15 protein-coding genes are annotated in these 15,834 nt (G+C 70.3%); 7 read left to right on the plus strand and 8 right to left on the minus strand.

Annotation, left to right across the window (positions count from 1 at the left end):
- The first annotated feature begins 18 nt into the window (after nucleotides 1-18).
- From ilvN to serA, 3 genes are all read left to right on the plus strand, one after another.
- The gene (gene ilvN, locus ACZ5U5_RS36900) at nucleotides 19-546 is read left to right on the plus strand and encodes an acetolactate synthase small subunit (protein WP_361838263.1); all 528 of its coding nucleotides are present in this window, start codon (nucleotides 19-21) and stop codon (nucleotides 544-546) included.
- Nucleotides 547-656: 110 nt separating this feature from the next.
- Entirely contained in the window at nucleotides 657-1,655 is a 999-nt protein-coding gene (gene ilvC / locus ACZ5U5_RS36905; RefSeq protein WP_469030762.1) for a ketol-acid reductoisomerase, read from the plus strand.
- Between the two features lie 227 nt (nucleotides 1,656-1,882).
- Nucleotides 1,883-3,487 carry a phosphoglycerate dehydrogenase gene (gene serA, locus ACZ5U5_RS36910; RefSeq protein ID WP_469030764.1) on the plus strand — a complete coding sequence of 535 codons (1,605 nt, stop codon included), beginning with the start codon at nucleotides 1,883-1,885 and terminating at the stop codon, nucleotides 3,485-3,487.
- Between the two features lie 49 nt (nucleotides 3,488-3,536).
- On the opposite strand, the gene ACZ5U5_RS36915 is transcribed toward serA, so the two are convergent.
- Complete coding sequence (locus ACZ5U5_RS36915; protein ID WP_469030765.1) at nucleotides 3,537-5,099, minus strand: MFS transporter; 1,563 nt, start codon at nucleotides 5,097-5,099, stop codon at nucleotides 3,537-3,539.
- Nucleotides 5,100-5,194: 95 nt separating this feature from the next.
- Between ACZ5U5_RS36915 and ACZ5U5_RS36920 the strand changes: the two genes are divergently transcribed.
- Complete coding sequence (locus ACZ5U5_RS36920; RefSeq protein ID WP_469030766.1) at nucleotides 5,195-5,779, plus strand: TetR/AcrR family transcriptional regulator; 585 nt, start codon at nucleotides 5,195-5,197, stop codon at nucleotides 5,777-5,779.
- Nucleotides 5,780-5,883: 104 nt separating this feature from the next.
- Here ACZ5U5_RS36920 and ACZ5U5_RS36925 read toward each other — a convergent pair whose 3' ends face one another.
- Nucleotides 5,884-6,291 (minus strand): hypothetical protein, encoded by a 408-nt coding sequence (locus ACZ5U5_RS36925; protein ID WP_469030768.1) that lies wholly within the window; start codon nucleotides 6,289-6,291, stop codon nucleotides 5,884-5,886.
- Nucleotides 6,292-6,357: 66 nt separating this feature from the next.
- On the minus strand, nucleotides 6,358-7,524 hold the full coding sequence (locus ACZ5U5_RS36930) for a PucR family transcriptional regulator (RefSeq protein ID WP_469030770.1): 1,167 nt from the start codon (nucleotides 7,522-7,524) through the stop codon (nucleotides 6,358-6,360).
- 180 nt (nucleotides 7,525-7,704) lie between these two features.
- Here ACZ5U5_RS36930 and ACZ5U5_RS36935 point away from each other — a divergent pair, with 180 nt between their 5' ends.
- Together ACZ5U5_RS36935 and pruA are read left to right on the plus strand one after the other, a co-directional pair.
- Nucleotides 7,705-8,631 carry a proline dehydrogenase family protein gene (locus tag ACZ5U5_RS36935; RefSeq protein WP_469030772.1) on the plus strand — a complete coding sequence of 309 codons (927 nt, stop codon included), beginning with the start codon at nucleotides 7,705-7,707 and terminating at the stop codon, nucleotides 8,629-8,631.
- Nucleotides 8,632-8,689: 58 nt separating this feature from the next.
- The gene (gene pruA, locus ACZ5U5_RS36940; protein ID WP_469030774.1) at nucleotides 8,690-10,321 is read left to right on the plus strand and encodes an L-glutamate gamma-semialdehyde dehydrogenase; all 1,632 of its coding nucleotides are present in this window, start codon (nucleotides 8,690-8,692) and stop codon (nucleotides 10,319-10,321) included.
- 78 nt (nucleotides 10,322-10,399) lie between these two features.
- Here the strand turns inward: pruA and ACZ5U5_RS36945 are convergent, their stop codons facing one another.
- Both ACZ5U5_RS36945 and ACZ5U5_RS36950 read right to left on the minus strand, forming a co-directional pair.
- Nucleotides 10,400-11,281, minus strand: a complete 882-nt coding sequence (locus tag ACZ5U5_RS36945; protein ID WP_469030776.1) for an alpha/beta fold hydrolase — start codon at nucleotides 11,279-11,281, stop codon at nucleotides 10,400-10,402.
- Between the two features lie 86 nt (nucleotides 11,282-11,367).
- On the minus strand, nucleotides 11,368-11,736 hold the full coding sequence (locus ACZ5U5_RS36950; RefSeq protein WP_469030778.1) for a MerR family transcriptional regulator: 369 nt from the start codon (nucleotides 11,734-11,736) through the stop codon (nucleotides 11,368-11,370).
- Between the two features lie 74 nt (nucleotides 11,737-11,810).
- Between ACZ5U5_RS36950 and ACZ5U5_RS36955 the strand changes: the two genes are divergently transcribed.
- Entirely contained in the window at nucleotides 11,811-12,938 is a 1,128-nt protein-coding gene (locus ACZ5U5_RS36955; RefSeq protein ID WP_469030780.1) for an alkene reductase, read from the plus strand.
- On the opposite strand, the gene ACZ5U5_RS36960 is transcribed toward ACZ5U5_RS36955, so the two are convergent.
- From ACZ5U5_RS36960 to ACZ5U5_RS36970, 3 genes are all read right to left on the minus strand, one after another.
- Nucleotides 12,917-13,624: a nitroreductase family protein gene (locus ACZ5U5_RS36960; RefSeq protein WP_469030782.1), complete on the minus strand. Its 708-nt coding sequence runs from the start codon at nucleotides 13,622-13,624 to the stop codon at nucleotides 12,917-12,919. The two genes, ACZ5U5_RS36955 and ACZ5U5_RS36960, sit on opposite strands and share 22 nt — an antisense overlap.
- A 19-nt stretch (nucleotides 13,625-13,643) precedes the next feature.
- The gene (locus ACZ5U5_RS36965) at nucleotides 13,644-14,738 is read right to left on the minus strand and encodes a lysophospholipid acyltransferase family protein (RefSeq protein WP_469030783.1); all 1,095 of its coding nucleotides are present in this window, start codon (nucleotides 14,736-14,738) and stop codon (nucleotides 13,644-13,646) included.
- A 137-nt stretch (nucleotides 14,739-14,875) separates the two neighbouring features.
- On the minus strand, nucleotides 14,876-15,739 hold the full coding sequence (locus ACZ5U5_RS36970) for a phosphatidate cytidylyltransferase (protein ID WP_469030785.1): 864 nt from the start codon (nucleotides 15,737-15,739) through the stop codon (nucleotides 14,876-14,878).
- Nucleotides 15,740-15,834 lie beyond the last annotated feature (95 nt).

Consider the following 15,834-nt stretch of genomic DNA (forward strand, 5'->3'; position numbering starts at 1 on the left):
AAAGAGAGACCACGAGTCATGTCCACCAAGCACACGCTCTCCGTCCTGGTCGAGAACAAGCCCGGTGTCCTCGCACGGATCACCGCCCTGTTCTCCCGCCGCGGCTTCAACATCGACTCCCTGGCCGTGGGCGTCACCGAGCACCCCGACATCTCACGCATCACCATCGTCGTGAACGTCGAGGATCTGCCGCTCGAACAGGTCACCAAGCAGCTCAACAAGCTGGTCAACGTCCTGAAGATCGTCGAACTGGAGCCGTCCGCCGCCGTCGGTCGCGAACTGGTCCTCGCCAAGGTCCGCGCCGACAACGAGACGCGCTCGCAGATCGTCGAGATCGTCCAGCTGTTCCGCGCCAAGACCGTGGACGTCTCGCCCGAGGCGGTCACCATCGAGGCCACAGGATCCAGCGACAAGCTGGAGGCGATGCTCAAGATGCTGGAACCCTTCGGCATCAAGGAACTCGTCCAGTCCGGCACCATCGCGATCGGCCGCGGCTCCCGCTCCATCACGGACCGCAGCCTGCGGGCGCTCGACCGCTCGGCCTGAACCAGCCCGCACGAACCCCAGGGCCCGCCCGTATGGCGAGACCTGAAAACTTTCTTCCGCAAGACCGCCGTACGGTGGGTCGCAACACCAGCACACATAGGAGATTTCCAGTGGCCGAGCTGTTCTACGACGACGACGCCGACCTGTCCATCATCCAGGGCCGCAAGGTCGCGGTCATCGGATACGGCAGCCAGGGCCACGCCCACGCGCTGTCGCTCCGTGACTCGGGTGTCGACGTCCGCGTCGGTCTGCACGAGGGCTCCAAGTCCAAGGCCAAGGCCGAGGAGCAGGGCCTGCGCGTGGTGACTCCCTCGGAGGCCGCCGCCGAGGCCGACGTCATCATGATCCTGGTCCCGGACCCGATCCAGGCCCAGGTCTACGAGGAGTCCATCAAGGACAACCTCAAGGACGGCGACGCGCTGTTCTTCGGTCACGGCCTGAACATCCGCTTCGGCTTCATCAAGGCCCCCGAGGGCGTCGACGTCTGCATGGTCGCCCCCAAGGGCCCCGGCCACCTCGTCCGCCGTCAGTACGAGGAGGGCCGCGGCGTTCCGTGTATCGCGGCCGTCGAGCAGGACGCGACCGGCAACGGCTTCGCGCTGGCTCTCTCGTACGCCAAGGGCATCGGCGGCACGCGTGCGGGCGTCATCAAGACGACCTTCACCGAGGAGACCGAGACCGACCTGTTCGGCGAGCAGGCCGTGCTCTGCGGTGGCACCGCGGCGCTCGTCAAGGCGGGCTTCGAGACGCTGACCGAGGCCGGTTACCAGCCGGAGATCGCGTACTTCGAGTGCCTCCACGAGCTGAAGCTGATCGTGGACCTCATGTACGAGGGCGGCCTGGAGAAGATGCGCTGGTCGATCTCCGAGACCGCCGAGTGGGGCGACTACGTCACCGGCCCGCGCATCATCACGGACGCCACCAAGGCCGAGATGAAGAAGGTCCTGGCCGAAATCCAGGACGGCACCTTCGCCAAGCAGTGGATGGACGAGTACCACGGCGGTCTGAAGAAGTACAACGAGTACAAGACCGCGGACTCCGAGCACCTCCTGGAGACCACCGGCAAGGAGCTCCGCAAGCTCATGTCGTGGGTCGACGAAGAGGCCTGAGGCACCCCGGAAACGCCGGAGGGGGCGCTCTCCCTCCGGCGTTGTCCACCTCGTCCAGCCACGGACGAGTGATCCTTCCGCAGAGGCGTAAGACACTCGTCACCACGCCACTAGACTGCTTTCAACATTCGCGTCGGGCCCACAGCGTCGTGCGTCTTCCACGCGGCTAAGCGACACCGCATGCGGCCGTCGGGACGGCCGTCCGCATTGGACTTGTGAGGACTCACGTGAGCACTGCTGCCAACGGCAAACCGGTCGTACTCATCGCTGAAGAGCTGTCGCCCGCCACTGTCGACGCTTTGGGCCCGGACTTCGAGATCCGGCAGTGCAACGGCGCGGACCGCGCCGAGCTGCTGCCCGCCATCGCCGACGTCGACGCGATTCTGGTCCGCTCAGCGACCAAGGTCGACGCCGAGGCCATCGCGGCCGCCAAGAAGCTGAAGGTCGTCGCCCGCGCGGGCGTGGGCCTGGACAACGTGGACGTGTCCGCCGCCACGAAGGCCGGCGTGATGGTGGTGAACGCACCCACCTCGAACATCGTCACCGCAGCCGAGCTCGCCTGTGGCCTGCTCATTGCCACCGCCCGCAACATCCCCCAGGGCAGCCAGGCGCTCAAGGCCGGCGAGTGGAAGCGCTCCAAGTACACGGGCGTCGAGCTCGCCGAGAAGACCCTCGGAGTCGTCGGCCTCGGCCGCATCGGCGCTCTTGTCGCCCAGCGCATGAGCGCCTTCGGCATGAAGGTCGTCGCCTACGACCCGTACGTACAGCCCGCGCGTGCCGCGCAGATGGGCGTCAAGGTCCTCACGCTCGACGAGCTGCTCGAGGTCTCGGACTTCATCACCGTGCACCTGCCCAAGACCCCCGAGACGGTCGGTCTGATCGGCGACGAGGCCCTGCACAAGGTCAAGCCCGCCGTCCGCATCGTGAACGCCGCGCGCGGCGGGATCGTCGACGAGGAGGCGCTGTACTCGGCGCTCAAGGAGGGCCGCGTCGCGGGCGCCGGTCTGGACGTGTACGCGAAGGAGCCCTGCACGGACTCCCCGCTCTTCCAGTTCGACCAGGTCGTCTGCACGCCGCACCTCGGCGCCTCGACGGACGAGGCGCAGGAGAAGGCCGGCGTTTCCGTCGCCAAGTCGGTGCGCCTCGCGCTCGCGGGCGAGCTGGTCCCGGACGCCGTGAACGTCCAGGGCGGCGTCATCGCCGAGGACGTGCGTCCCGGTCTGCCGCTCGCCGAGAAGCTCGGCCGCATCTTCACCGCCCTCGCCGGCGAGGTGGCGGCCCGCCTCGACGTCGAGGTGTACGGCGAGATCACCCAGCACGACGTGAAGGTGCTCGAACTGTCCGCGCTCAAGGGCGTGTTCGAGGACGTCGTCGACGAGACGGTGTCGTACGTGAACGCGCCGCTCTTCGCCCAGGAGCGTGGCGTCGAGGTCCGCCTCACCACGAGCTCGGAGTCCCCGGACCACCGCAACGTCGTGACGGTGCGCGGCACGCTCACCGGCGGCGAGGAGATCTCGGTCTCCGGCACGCTGGCCGGCCCCAAGCACCTGCAGAAGATCGTCGCCATCGGCGGGTACGACGTGGACCTGGCCCTCGCCGAGCACATGGTCGTCCTCCGTTACGCCGACCGCCCCGGTGTCGTCGGCACCGTCGGCCGTGTCCTCGGCGAGGCGGGCATCAACATCGGCGGCATGCAGGTCGCCCGCGCCGACGTGGGCGGGGAGGCACTCGCCGTCCTCACGGTGGACGACACCGTCCCGCAGCCGGTCCTGAACGAGCTGGCCGAGGAGATCGGCGCGGAGTCCGCCCGCGCGGTGAACCTCACGGACTAGGGCTCCAGAGCCTCGGGCGCCGCTCTCACCGGCTGCGCCGCGTTCGTCCTCACACGCCGGACGGGTTGGACATCTCCAGCTCGTCCGGCGTTTGCTTTGCGGGCTCAGACCGCCGCAGCGTCACCGACGCCAGCACCGCCGACGCGACCAGCAGCGTCGCCCCCGCGAGCGCCGCGGCATGCATGCCGCTGGTGAATGCCTCCCGGGCGGCGGCGGTCAGCGCGGAAGCCGCCTTGTCCGGCATCTCCCGCGCCACCGCCAGCGCGCCGCCGAGCGTCTCGTGGGCCTCTGCCGGGGCCGCGTCCGGGATCTCGTCGCGGTAGACCGCGTTGCCGATGGAGCCGAGCAGCGCCATGCCGAGCGCGCCGCCGAACTCCTGGCCCGTCTCCAGGAGCGAGGAGGCGGAGCCCGCCTTGTGAGCTGGGGTCGAACCGAGGGCGAGGTCGGTGAGCTGTGAGCCGACGACCACGGCGCCGCAGGCGAGGAGCCCGGTGGCGGTGAGCAACGTCCACATCGAGTCCGTGCCGGTCAGGGTCAGCAGGCCGTACCCGCATGCCGAGACGACGAAGCCGGCCGAGACGACGTGGGCGCGGTTGATGCCCCGCTGCACCAGGGCCGTGGCGACCGGGGCGGCGAAGCCGATGAGGGCCGAGGGGAGCAGTGCCCACAGCGCCGCCTCCAAGGCGCTCTTGCCGAGGACGGACTGCAGGTACTGGGTGGTGAAGTAGGCCGAACCCATCATCGCCAGCGTGGAGATGAGGTTCAGGAGGACCGCGGGGGTGAAGCCGCGGCCGCGGAACAGTGCGGGGGAGATCAGCGGGGAAGCCGTGGTGCGCTGGCGGTGGACGAAGAGGGCGGTGAAGACGAGACCGACGGCGAGCGAAGCCACGTACGCGGTCTCCAGGCCCTCGGCGGCGATCTCCTTGATGCCGTAGACGACGGGCAGCACGGCGGCCATGGACAGCGGCACGCTCAGCAGGTCGAAGCGGCCCGGCTCCGGGTCCTTGAACTCCGGGATGAGGACCGGCGCGAGGACCAGGAGCATCACCATCGCGGGCAGGTTGACCAGGAAGACCGAGCCCCACCAGAAGTACTCGACGAGGATGCCGCTCATCACCGAGCCGAGGGCGATGCCCGCGACCATCACGCCGGACCAGAGGCCGATCGCCTTCGCGCGCTGTCCGGCGTCGTTGAACATCGTGCGGACGAGGGCCATCGTGGACGGCATCAGGGTCGCACCGCCGATGCCGAGGACCGCGCGGGCGGCGATGAGCAGTTCGGCGCTGCCCGCGTAGGCGGCGGTCAGGGAGGCCGCGCCGAAGGCCGCCGCGCCGAACATGAGCAGTTTGCGGCGGCCGATGCGGTCGCCGAGCGACCCCATCGTCATGAGCAGCCCCGCGAGCACGAACGCGTAGATGTCGAAGATCCACAGCTGCTGGGTGCCGCTCGGCTCCAGGTCGGCGCTGAGCGCGGGGATCGCGAAGTAGAGGACGGAGACGTCCATCGAGACCAGGAGCAGCGGCAGCATCAGGACGGCGAGAGCGGTCCACTCCTTGCGGCCCGCGCGGTCCGGGACCGCCGAATTCGCTTGATCATGCGTCGATTTCGTCATGCGAGGACCGTACGGACGTCTTATACGCTTGTCTAGTACGATCGTGTAAGACGTGCGTATGGGACGGGTGTATGGATCGGGAGTAGGCTGGCCGTATGGGACACCGTGATGATCTGCTCGAAGGCGCCACGCGCTGCCTGTTGGAGAAGGGCTTCGTGAGCACGACGGCCCGCGACATCGTGAAGGAGTCGGGGACGAACCTGGCTTCGATCGGGTACCACTACGGCTCGAAGGACGCGCTGCTCGTGGAGGCGTTCGTCGCCCTCGTCGAGAAGGCCGGCGGCGGCTTCGGCGAAGCTCCCGCCGGGGAGGGCGGCGCGAAGGGCGGCTCGCTGGAGCGGTTCGAGCAGGTGTGGTCGAACATCCTGCGCGGGTTCCCCGAGTCCCGCTCCATCTGGATGCTGACCTTCGAGGTCATCACGCAGGGAGAGCGCCTCGCCGGAGTCCGTGAGCTGCTGGTCAAGGCGCAGCGGGAAGGTCGCAGCGGGCTCGCCGCGGTGTTCACCGGGATCGAGGAGAGCGTCATCCCGGACGACGTGGTGGAGAACGAAGGCCGTCTCTACGCGACGCTGCTCCACGGCCTGATGGTGCAGTGGCTCTTCGACCCGGAATCGGCCACCACCGCCGAGCAGCTCACCGAGAGCATGCGGCGTGTGATGAGGCGGGCGTCGGAGTCCTGAAATGCCAGTGGTGCGGGCGGCTTCGAGCCACCCACACCACTGTGGTCATGCGAACGAGCTGTTCCTGGCTACCAGTTCACGTACGGCTGCCAGTTCATGCACGGCTACCAGTTCATGCACGCGCGGGGGACGTAGCCCTTCACGTTCGTGCTGTTCGTGTAGCCGTAGAGCCACTCGGTGCTCGTCTTGCCGCAGAGCGTGTACTTGTCGCCCTTGATCGAGTCGCCGCCGTTGCAGATGGTGCCCTTCTGGCCCTTGGCCCACAGGCCGAGTGCCGTGGCGCCCACCTTCGTGGTCGTACGGATCTTCACGCTTTCCTTGGCCGGCACGTTCGAGATGTTGTTGCCGCAGTACGGCGCCGCGGCGGCGGCGAGTGGCGCGGAAGGGGTCTGAGCCACGGCGACGCCGCCGGTGAGGGTGGTGCCGACGAGAGCGGCAGCGGCGACGGCGGGTGCCAACGACTTGAGTTGCATCGGGTGTTCGGTCTCCCCTGTGGAGTTCTGAGTGATCATCGGGTGTGATCAAGGGGAGACGCTACCCGGGCATGATCACGTCAGGTGACGCCTGTAGCCGTGCCCTTACAGTCGTGACGCTTTCAGGACCATGTGCAGGAGGAGGCGGTCCTCGCCGTCGTCCAGGTCCAGGGCCGTGAGCTGCTCCACGCGGGAGAGGCGGTAGTAGAGCGTCTGGCGGTGGATTCCCAACTCCGCCGCCGCGCGCCCCGCTTGGCCCGCGCAGTCCAGGAACACCTCCGCGGTGCGGGCGAGTTCGCGGTGGGCGGGGGAGAGCAGGGCGCGGGCCGCCGGGTCCTCGGCCGCCTCCGCGGGCAGCGAGGTCAGAAGGCGGTAGGGGCCCACCTCCGACCACTGGGCCACGGGGGCGAAGCGGGGTTCGGCGCGGGCCGCGCGGGCCGCCGTCGACGCCTCCCACCAGGCGGCGCCCAGGTCGTCCAGGCCGTGCCGGGCATTCGCGATGCCCGCCGCCGCGTGCTGTGCCGTCTCCAGGAGCCGCGTGGCCGCCGACACCGCCGGGGTCGGTACGTCCGCCGAGCGCAGCCGGACCAGGACCGCGAGGCTCTGGCCCGCCGTGCCCCAGGGGACCGTGCACAAGGCCGTCGCTCCCTGCACCGTACGGACCGATGGGGCCGAGTCCGGGTCGGCCGACGGCCACGGGGCCACGCACACCACCGCGTGCAGGCCCTCCCCGCGCGGGCCGAGCGCCGTGCGCAGGTCGGCCACGGCCATGTCCCGCTGCCAGCCGCGCTCGGCGGTCAGGACGGCCCGGAACTCCCGGGTCAGGTCGGCGCCCGCCTGCACCTCGTCGGCCAGCAGCGCGCCGATGCGGGCGGCGACCTCCATGGCGGCGGTCAGCTGGGCGTCCGTGGGCCCGGGATCGTCGTCGAGCAGCCATACGTACCCCAGGGCGAACCCCCGATGCCGTACGGGAAGGCAGATCCGCCCGCGGTGGACGCCCGCCTCCGGAGTGGGCGGGATGCGGACCGGGGCCGTGGCGCGCGTGATGCCGAAGCTCTCGAACCAGGTGCGGACCCCTGCCGTCGAGCGGCGCGTGAGGATCGAGCGGGTGCGCACCGGGTCAAGGGCCGCCGCGTCGAAGTCGCTGTCGCCGCTGTCGTGCGCGCCGAACGCGATCAGCTCGAAATCGCGGTTCTCCAGTGTCGCGGGCGCGCCGAGGAGGGCTGAGATCTCGTCGACCAGTTCCTGGTAATCGCCTTTCACGCTGTCCATTCTGACGTAGTTCGACCCGGCCTTCAGACAGATGTCTGAGATCCAGGGCACGGATGCGTGACAGCTGTCGATGGCACCGGATCGGAGGGATCCTTAAGTTTCACGGTGGTTCTCCGTGCCGTACCGCTTCGTTCCGCATATCCAGGTACGGCCCTGTTTCTACTCTCCGTGGAGGTGCCCGTGCTGGGTCCCGTGATCCTCGCCGCGTCGCGCAGCGACCAGATGCGCCGCTTCGTTTCGGCGGCCCCGGGCACCAAGCAGGTCGTCGCCCGCTTCATCGCCGGTGAGACCGTGGACCAGGTCGTGCCAATCATCACGGACGCCGCCGACAAGGGCCTCGAGGTCACCCTCGACGTCGTCGGCGAGGACATCACCACGCCCGAGCAGGCCGCCGCCGCGCGCGACGCCTACCTGGAGCTCGTCGAGCGCCTCAAGGACCTCGGCCTCGGCACCAAGGCCGAGATGTCCGTCAAGCTGTCCATGTTCGGCCAGGCGCTGGAAGACGGCCACGAGCTCGCCCTCGGCAACGTCCGCCCGGTCGTCGAGGCCGCCGCCGCCATCGGCACCACGGTCACCCTGGACGCCGAGGACCACACCACCCTCGACTCGATGTTCGCCATCCACGAGGAGCTGCGGAAGGACTTCCCGCAGACCGGCTGCGTCATCCAGTCCTACCTCTTCCGCACCGAGGACGACGCCCGCCGCCTGGCCGCCGCGGGCAGCCGCGTACGCATCGTGAAGGGCGCCTACAAGGAGCCCGCCGAGGTCGCGTACCAGGACAAGGCCGAGATCGACAAGGCATACGTGCGGATCATGCGCATCCTCATGGAGGGCGACGGGTACCCGATGATCGGGTCCCACGACCCGCGTCTGATCTCCATCGCCCAGGAGCTCGGCCGGCGCGCCGGGCGCAAACTGGACGAGTACGAGTTCCAGATGCTGTACGGCATCCGCAGCGACGAGCACCTGCGGCTCGCGGCCGAGGGCCACCGGATGCGCGTCTACACCGCCTACGGCACCGACTGGTACGGATACTTCATGCGCCGCCTCGCGGAGAAGCCGGCCAACCTGCTCTTCTTCGCCCGCTCCATCCTCACCAAGGGCTGATTCCCCAAAAGGGCTGAGCTCCCTTTCCCCCGACCCCCCCTAAGGAGATACGGAACTCATGGACGCTGTGACCCAGGTCCCCGCGCCGGTCAACGAGCCGGTGCACGGCTACGCACCCGGTTCCCCGGAGCGTGCCCGCCTCGAGACCAAGCTCAAGGAGCTTTCCGAGAACCCCATCGAGCTGCCGATGACCATCGGTGGCGTCAAGCGCCTCGGCGGCGGCGAGCCCTTCAAGGTCGTGCAGCCGCACAACCACAAGTCCGTCATCGGCACCGGCCGCGCCGCCACCAAGCAGGACGCCCAGGACGCGGTCGACGCCGCCCTCGCCGCCGCCCCGGCGTGGCGCGCGATGTCCTTCGACGACCGCGCCGCGATCATCCTGCGCGCCGCCGAGCTGCTCTCCACGACGTGGCGCGAGACCCTCGCCGCCTCGACGATGCTCGGCCAGTCGAAGACCGCCCAGCAGGCCGAGATCGATACGCCCTGTGAGCTCATCGACTTCTGGCGCTTCAACGTCAAGTACGCCCGTGACCTGCTCGCCGAGCAGCCCCCGGCGAACGCGACCGGCGTCTGGAACCGCCTGGACCACCGCCCGCTCGAGGGCTTCGTCTACGCGATCACCCCCTTCAACTTCACCGCCATCGCGGGCAACCTCCCCACCGCCCCGGCCCTCATGGGCAACGTGGTCGTGTGGAAGCCGTCCCCGACGCAGACGCACGCCGCCGTGCTGCTCATGCAGCTCCTTGAGGAGGCCGGTCTTCCCAAGGGCGTCATCAACCTCGTCACGGGTGACGGCATCGCCGTCTCCGAGGTGGCCCTGACCCACCGCGACCTGGCGGGCATCCACTTCACCGGCTCGACCCCGACCTTCCAGCACCTGTGGAAGACGGTCGGCGAGAACATCGCCAACTACCGCACGTACCCGCGTCTGGTCGGCGAGACCGGCGGCAAGGACTTCGTCGTCGCGCACCCCAGCGCCGACCGCGCGATCCTCAAGACGGCCCTGACCCGCGGTTCCTTCGAGTTCCAGGGCCAGAAGTGCAGCGCCTCGTCGCGTGCGTACGTTCCCGCCTCGATCTGGAACGACGGCTTCAAGGAGGAGTTCGCGGCCGAGGTCGACGGCATCAAGATGGGTGACGTCACCGATCTGTCGAACTTCATCGGCGCCGTCATCGACGAGCGCGCGTTCGCCAAGAACAAGGCGGCCATCGACCGTGCCGCGGCCGACCCGACCTGCACGATCGTCGCGGGCGGCACGTACGACGACTCCGTGGGCTACTTCGTCCGTCCGACCCTCGTCGAGTGCTCGGACCCGGCCAACGAGGTCTTCACGACCGAGTACTTCGGCCCGATCCTGGCGATCCACGTCTACGAGGACGACAAGTACGAGGAGATGCTGACCCAGATGGAGTCGGCCTCGGACTACGCCCTCACCGGCTCGGTCATCGCGGGCGACCGCGCCGCGGCCGCGTACACGATGGAGAAGCTCCGCTACGCGGCGGGCAACTTCTACATCAACGACAAGTCGACCGGCGCCGTCGTCGGCCAGCAGCCCTTCGGCGGCGGTCGTTCCTCCGGCACCTGCGACAAGGCGGGCGCCCCGCAGAACCTGCAGCGCTGGACGCTGACCCGCGCCATCAAGGAGACGCTGGTCCCGCCGACGGAGTACGCGTACCCGCACATGGGCTGACGCCCCCCCCGGGGCCTCCGGGCCCCCTTGAACCCCGCCTCCGACCTGGGCCCCACCCCGGTCGGAGGCGGTGCTGTTTCACCGTGCCGGTGTGGTGAGGCGCCGGGTCAGGAAGTCGTCGATCAGTCCGGCGATCTGCGCCGCGTGGGTCTCCAGGGCGAAGTGGCCGGCGGGCAGCAGGTGCACCTCGGCCTCCGGCAGATCGCGGAGGAAGGCGAGGGCGCCGCCCCGCACGAAGATCTCGTCGTGGGCGCCCCAGGCCGCGAGCAGCGGGACCTGGGAGGCGCGGAAGTATTCCTGGAACGCGGGGTACAGCTCGATGTTGCTGCCGTAGTCGCCGATCAGGGAGAGCTGGATCTCGTCCTGGCCCTCGCGGGCCATCAGCGCGGCGTCGTGCAGCCAGGCGTCCGGGCTGACGAGGGTGGGGTCCGGAACGCCGTGCGTGTACTGCCACTTGATGCCTTCGAGGGAGCGGATCTCCCGTACGGGCGCGGCGGTCTTGTCGTTCGGGTCGGCGATGTACGCGAGGACGGGCGCCCAGGCCTCGGTGCCGAGGCCCTCCTCGTACGCGTTGCCGTTCTGCGTGACGATCGCGGTGACGCGCTCGGGGTGCGCGAGGGCCAGGCGCAGGCCGATGGGGGCGCCGTAGTCCTGGACGTAGAGCGCGAAACGCGTCAGGCCCAGTTGCTCGGTGAACTCCGCGGTGAGGTCGGCGAGTTCGGCGAAGGAGTACGTGACGTCGTGTGCGGACGGGGTGGCGGAGCGGCCGAAGCCGAGGTGATCGGGGGCGATGACGCGGTAGCGGTGGGCCAGGAGCGGAATGAGGTCGCGGAACATGTGCGAGCTGGAGGGGAAGCCGTGCAGCAGGAGGAGGACGGGGGCGTCGGCGCGGCCGGCCTCGAGGTAGGCGATCTCGTGGCCCCGGACGGTGATGGAGCGGTGGTGGGTCCTGTTGCTCATCTATAACCCCTCAAGCACGTTTTAGTGGTTGGCTTGGGGGTGAGTAGAGCACGCGTCGACATAACCAGTCAATGCACGTTGAGGGGTTAGGTATTGCTCTTTCCCGCCGCCGCGGTGATGACCTCGTCCAGCACGTCTCTGGCCCGCAGCAGCTCCTCGACCATGCCGTCGATCCGCGCCCGCTCCACCGAGAGCTCCTCCACCAGCCACGGCGACGCCTTCTCCGACGGGCCGCCGTCCTGGTCCCGCATGCAGGGCAGCAGCTGCACGATCTTCGCGCTGCACAGGCCCGCCGCGAACAGCTCCTGGATGTGGACGACCCGGTCGACCGCGGCCTCCGGGTACTCACGGTGGCCGCCCGGTGTGCGGTCCGCGTACAGCAGGCCCTGCTTCTCGTAGTAGCGCAGGGACCGCTCGCTCACAGCGGTACGCTTCGCCAGCTCGCCGATCCTCATGTCACCCGTACCTCCGCACTCGAAGCGCCTCCGCACTTGAATCTGACACCGGTGTCAGCTTCTACCGTTCCGGCATGACGAACACCAAGCTCCTCACACCGTATTCCGCGCCCACCGCCCACGGCCTGCGTCTGCCCAATCGCATCGTCATGGCCCCCATGAGCCGCCACCGCGCCACCGAGGACGGCACCCCGCTGCCGGTGGTCGCCGACCACTACGCCCAGCGCGCGAGCGCCGGCCTCATCGTCACCGAGGGCATCTGGCCCAGCAGCCGGGGCCAGAGCGGCTGGCGCTTCCCCGGCCTGGAGACCGCCGCGCACATCGAGGGGTGGCGGCGGGTCACCGAGGCCGTGCACGACGAGGGCGGCCGCATCTACGCCCAGCTGATGCACGGCGGCAGACACGGGCACCCGCTGTCCCGGATCGACGAGGACGTTCCCGCGGCGCCGTCCGCCGTGCTCGTCGACCCGAGCCGCGTCCACGTGCGCGACGGCGGCAAGGCCGACCCGGTCACCCCGCGCGAGATGAGCGTCGACGAGATCCACACGGCGGTCCGGGACTTCGCGGACGCCGCCCGCAACGCCATCACAGCGGGCTTCGACGGCGTCGAACTGCACGGCGCCAACAGCTACTTGATCCACCAGTTCCTCGCGGACAACTCCAACCTCCGCGACGACGCGTACGGCCGGAACACCATCGCCGACCGCATCCGCTTCGCCGTGGAGGTCGTGCGCGCCGTCGCCGACGCCATCGGCGCCGACCGCCTGGGCCTGCGCCTCTCGCCGGGCAACCCGCAGTTCGGCATGGCGGAGGCGGACCCCGGCCCCGTCTACCGCGCGCTGCTCGACGAGATCGACGGCCTGGGCCTGGCCTACCTCCACCTCACCGACAACGACCGCTACCCGGCCCTCACCGACCTGCGCCCCCACTGGCACGGCACCCTCATCGGCAACGTCGGCGAGAACGGCGACCCGACCACGCGCGAGGCGGGCGAGGCGGTCCTGGCCGAAGGGCTCGCGGACCTCGTCTCGTACGGCCGTGCCTTCATCTCCAACCCCGATCTGCCGGAGCGGTTCGCGGCGGGCGCGCCGCTCCAGGAGATCGACGCGGCGCACCTCTACACCCACGGGGCCGAGGGTTACACCGACTACCCGTCCCTGGAGAGCCGGTTGGTCTACGCTCAGACCTCCACGAGCACCTGATCAAGGGATTTCCGTACGAGGTCGGGGACCTGGCAGTCCGGCGCCGGGTAGCCCACGGGGATCACCGCGAACGCCTTCTCGTTCTCCGGCCTGCCGAGCACCTGCGACAGGAAGCGCATCGGGCTCGGCGTGTGGATCAGCGCGGCGAGGCCCGACAGGTGCAGCGCGGACAGCAGCATCCCCACCGCGATGCCGACCGACTCGTCGACGTAGTAGTGCTTGTGCTTGGTGCCGTCATCGCCCAGCCAGTAGCGCTGCTGGAAGACGACGACCAGGGCGGGCGCGTCCGTCAGATGCGGCTTCACCTCGTCCGTGCCGAGCGGGCGCAGGGCCGCGAGCCACTCCTCGCCCAGGCGCCCGTCGTACGAGACGCGCTCCTCGTGCTCGGCGGCCTCACGGATACGGCGGCGTACCTCCGGGTCCTGGACGAGGACGAAGGTCCACGGCTGCTGGTGCGCACCGGACGGCGCGGTCGCTGCGCACGCGATGGCGTCCCGCACGACCTGCGCGGGCACGGGGTCCGGGGCGAACTGCCGCACGGTGCGGCGCTCCCGCATTCGCTCGCGCAACTCGGCCGCGCGGTCGAGGGATTGGGACTCGGGCATGCGCTCGGGGCGGTACGGAACGGAGCGGTAGGGCTCGCCGTGGATCGGGGTCCAGGGCCGTTCTGTGGTCTCGTCAGCCATGGTCCCGAGTGTGCCCCGGTCAGCTCCATCCCGTCACGATCAATGAGAGCGCGAGCGTGAATCCGCCCCCCAGCAAGGCCAGATACAGCCCGTAGAACCGCCGGAGCCTGTGCACGAGGAACCCGAAGGCCCCGAAGGCGAGGCCCACCGTGAGGGTGCGGGAGCCGCGGGAGAGTGCCGAGTGGGCCAGCCAGTCGTGCGGCGCGATGTCGGCACGGCCCGCCTCGCGTGCGTACACCTTGAAGGGGATGCCGTTCCAGGGCTGGTGGCGGACGGCCGCCGCGCCTTCTGCGGCGAGCTCGGTGCGTACCTCCGCGCGCATCCGGTCCGTGGTCAGCGGGTGCGGCAACTGCACGCCGGAGGCGGCGAGTTGCAGGGCGAGCAGGCCGCCCGCCAGGCTGCCCGCGAGGGCCGTGAGGGACAGCTTCAGGGCCCGGCGCGGTACCGCCACGCAGGCGATCGCCAGGAACAGTTCCGGCATCAGGGGCCAGCTCAACGCCTCCGCGAAGGCCCAGAGGAAACCGAGCGCGAGCCCACCGCGGGAGGCCGCGACCGCCGCGATCCGCTTGCGCGCGGGGGAGTCGGCGAGGGGTTCTTCCGCCGTACGGCGACGCAGTGCGGCCACCGCGTCGCGGGCCTCTCCGGGGGTGGCCGACGCGGGCAGCGGCTCACCGACGGCGACCCGCACCAGGGCGGGGCGGAGCCTGCCGTGCTTGGGCAGCAGGCGGTCCGTGCCCGCGATGGCGACCGGCACCACGGGTACGTCCGCCTGCCGGGCCAGGATCAGGGCGCCCTTGTGGAAGGCGCCCAGCTCGCCGTCCCTGGCGCGGGTGCCCTCCGGGAAGAGGACCACGGCCGCACCCGCGCGCAGGGCGTCCGCGTGGTTCAGGAGATCCTCCATGCCGCCTCCGGTACGGCGCACGGGGAACCCGGCGGCCAGGCGGCTGCAGACGCGGCTGCGCCAACGGGAGGCGAACCAGTAGTCGGCGGCCGCGCCGATCGCCGGTGCGTGGCGGGCGTCCAGTGCGGCGAGGAGGGCGGCGGTGTCCGCGTGGGAACTGTGGTTGGCCACGACCACGCAGCCGCCGGGCGGGAGTTGACCGCGTCGCTCCACACCTCCGGTGAGGGTGAGCAGCGTCCACCAGAGGTCTCGGCGGAGGCGGGCTGCGCCACGCTTCGGGCGCCGTCGGTCACCGGCTCCGCCGGGTTCGTCCGCAGCGGCCGGACGGGTTGGATGCTTCGTACGGGTCCTCACAGTGTCACCACCATCGTCAGCAACAGCGCGACCAGCAGCGAATCGATCCGGTCGAGCAGGCCGCCGAACCCCGGCAGCCAGCTCCCCGCGTCCTTCACGCCGGCCTCCCGCTTGACCATCGACTCCAGGAGATCTCCGAGTACGCAGCCGACGAGCACCGCGGCCCACAGCACCGGGGAGAACGCGCCGACCGCGGCCAGCGCGGCGGCGGTCGCGGCGGCGGCTCCGGCGACGCCCGCCCAGGTCTTGTTGGGGGAGAGGGGCGAGAGCGGCCGGGACAGGAGTCCCCTGCGGCCGAGCGCCGTGCCCCCGCACCACGCGCCCACGTCCCCGAACGCCACCGCGACGCCCACCGCCACGGCCGTGTCGCCGAGCAGCACGAGACCGCTCAGCGAGACGGGGATCCAGAGCAGCCCGAAGACCGTACGGCTCGCCCGCGTGAAGCCCTGGGCGGCGTCCCCGGAGAAGAGGGCCACCCCGGCGGCGGCGATCAGCAGCGCACCCGCCGCCCGCAGGTCAAGGGCGCCGGGCGCGCCCCAGGCGATGCCCGGCAGCGCCACGGCAGACACCGTGAGCACGGCCCGCTCACCCCGCGGAAGCCCCGCCATCCGCGCGTACTCGCCCACGGCGACCACTCCGAGCCCGGCCGCGAGCGCGAACGCCCCTGCCCCGCCGAGGAAGAACGCCCCGAGGAAGAGCGGCGCGGCAAGCGCCCAGGTACGCCACCGCTTCCGCAGCTCGGCCCGCATCCGCACCCGCGAGGGCAGCGCGGCGACGGCCACCCCACCGACACCGAGCACCCCGGCCACCACGGGCACGGCCCGCCCGGCGACCTCCCCGGCGATGAACGCGGCGCTCATCGCGTGCTCCAACGGGAAGCCGAGGCAGTGCCGGGCTCCGGGCGCCGGTGGGTGAGGGGCAGCGGTGACGTCGGGCCCGAGCCCGCACCGAGCGC

The sequence above is a fragment of the Streptomyces sp. NPDC033177 genome (assembly GCF_055577715.1).

Bases quoted from the DNA above. Each gene is read 5' to 3' on its own strand.
- ilvN (WP_361838263.1), top strand. From the start codon at position 19: ATGTCCACCAAGCACACGCTCTCCGTCCTGGTCGAGAACAAGCCCGGT.
- ACZ5U5_RS36915 (WP_469030765.1), bottom strand. From the start codon at position 5,099: ATGACGAAATCGACGCATGATCAAGCGAATTCGGCGGTCCCGGACCGC.
- ACZ5U5_RS36920 (WP_469030766.1), top strand. From the start codon at position 5,195: ATGGGACACCGTGATGATCTGCTCGAAGGCGCCACGCGCTGCCTGTTG.
- ACZ5U5_RS36925 (WP_469030768.1), bottom strand. From the start codon at position 6,291: ATGATCACTCAGAACTCCACAGGGGAGACCGAACACCCGATGCAACTC.
- ACZ5U5_RS36930 (WP_469030770.1), bottom strand. From the start codon at position 7,524: ATGGACAGCGTGAAAGGCGATTACCAGGAACTGGTCGACGAGATCTCA.
- pruA (WP_469030774.1), top strand. From the start codon at position 8,690: ATGGACGCTGTGACCCAGGTCCCCGCGCCGGTCAACGAGCCGGTGCAC.
- ACZ5U5_RS36945 (WP_469030776.1), bottom strand. From the start codon at position 11,281: ATGAGCAACAGGACCCACCACCGCTCCATCACCGTCCGGGGCCACGAG.
- ACZ5U5_RS36950 (WP_469030778.1), bottom strand. From the start codon at position 11,736: ATGAGGATCGGCGAGCTGGCGAAGCGTACCGCTGTGAGCGAGCGGTCC.
- ACZ5U5_RS36955 (WP_469030780.1), top strand. From the start codon at position 11,811: ATGACGAACACCAAGCTCCTCACACCGTATTCCGCGCCCACCGCCCAC.
- ACZ5U5_RS36960 (WP_469030782.1), bottom strand. From the start codon at position 13,624: ATGGCTGACGAGACCACAGAACGGCCCTGGACCCCGATCCACGGCGAG.
- ACZ5U5_RS36970 (WP_469030785.1), bottom strand. From the start codon at position 15,739: ATGAGCGCCGCGTTCATCGCCGGGGAGGTCGCCGGGCGGGCCGTGCCC.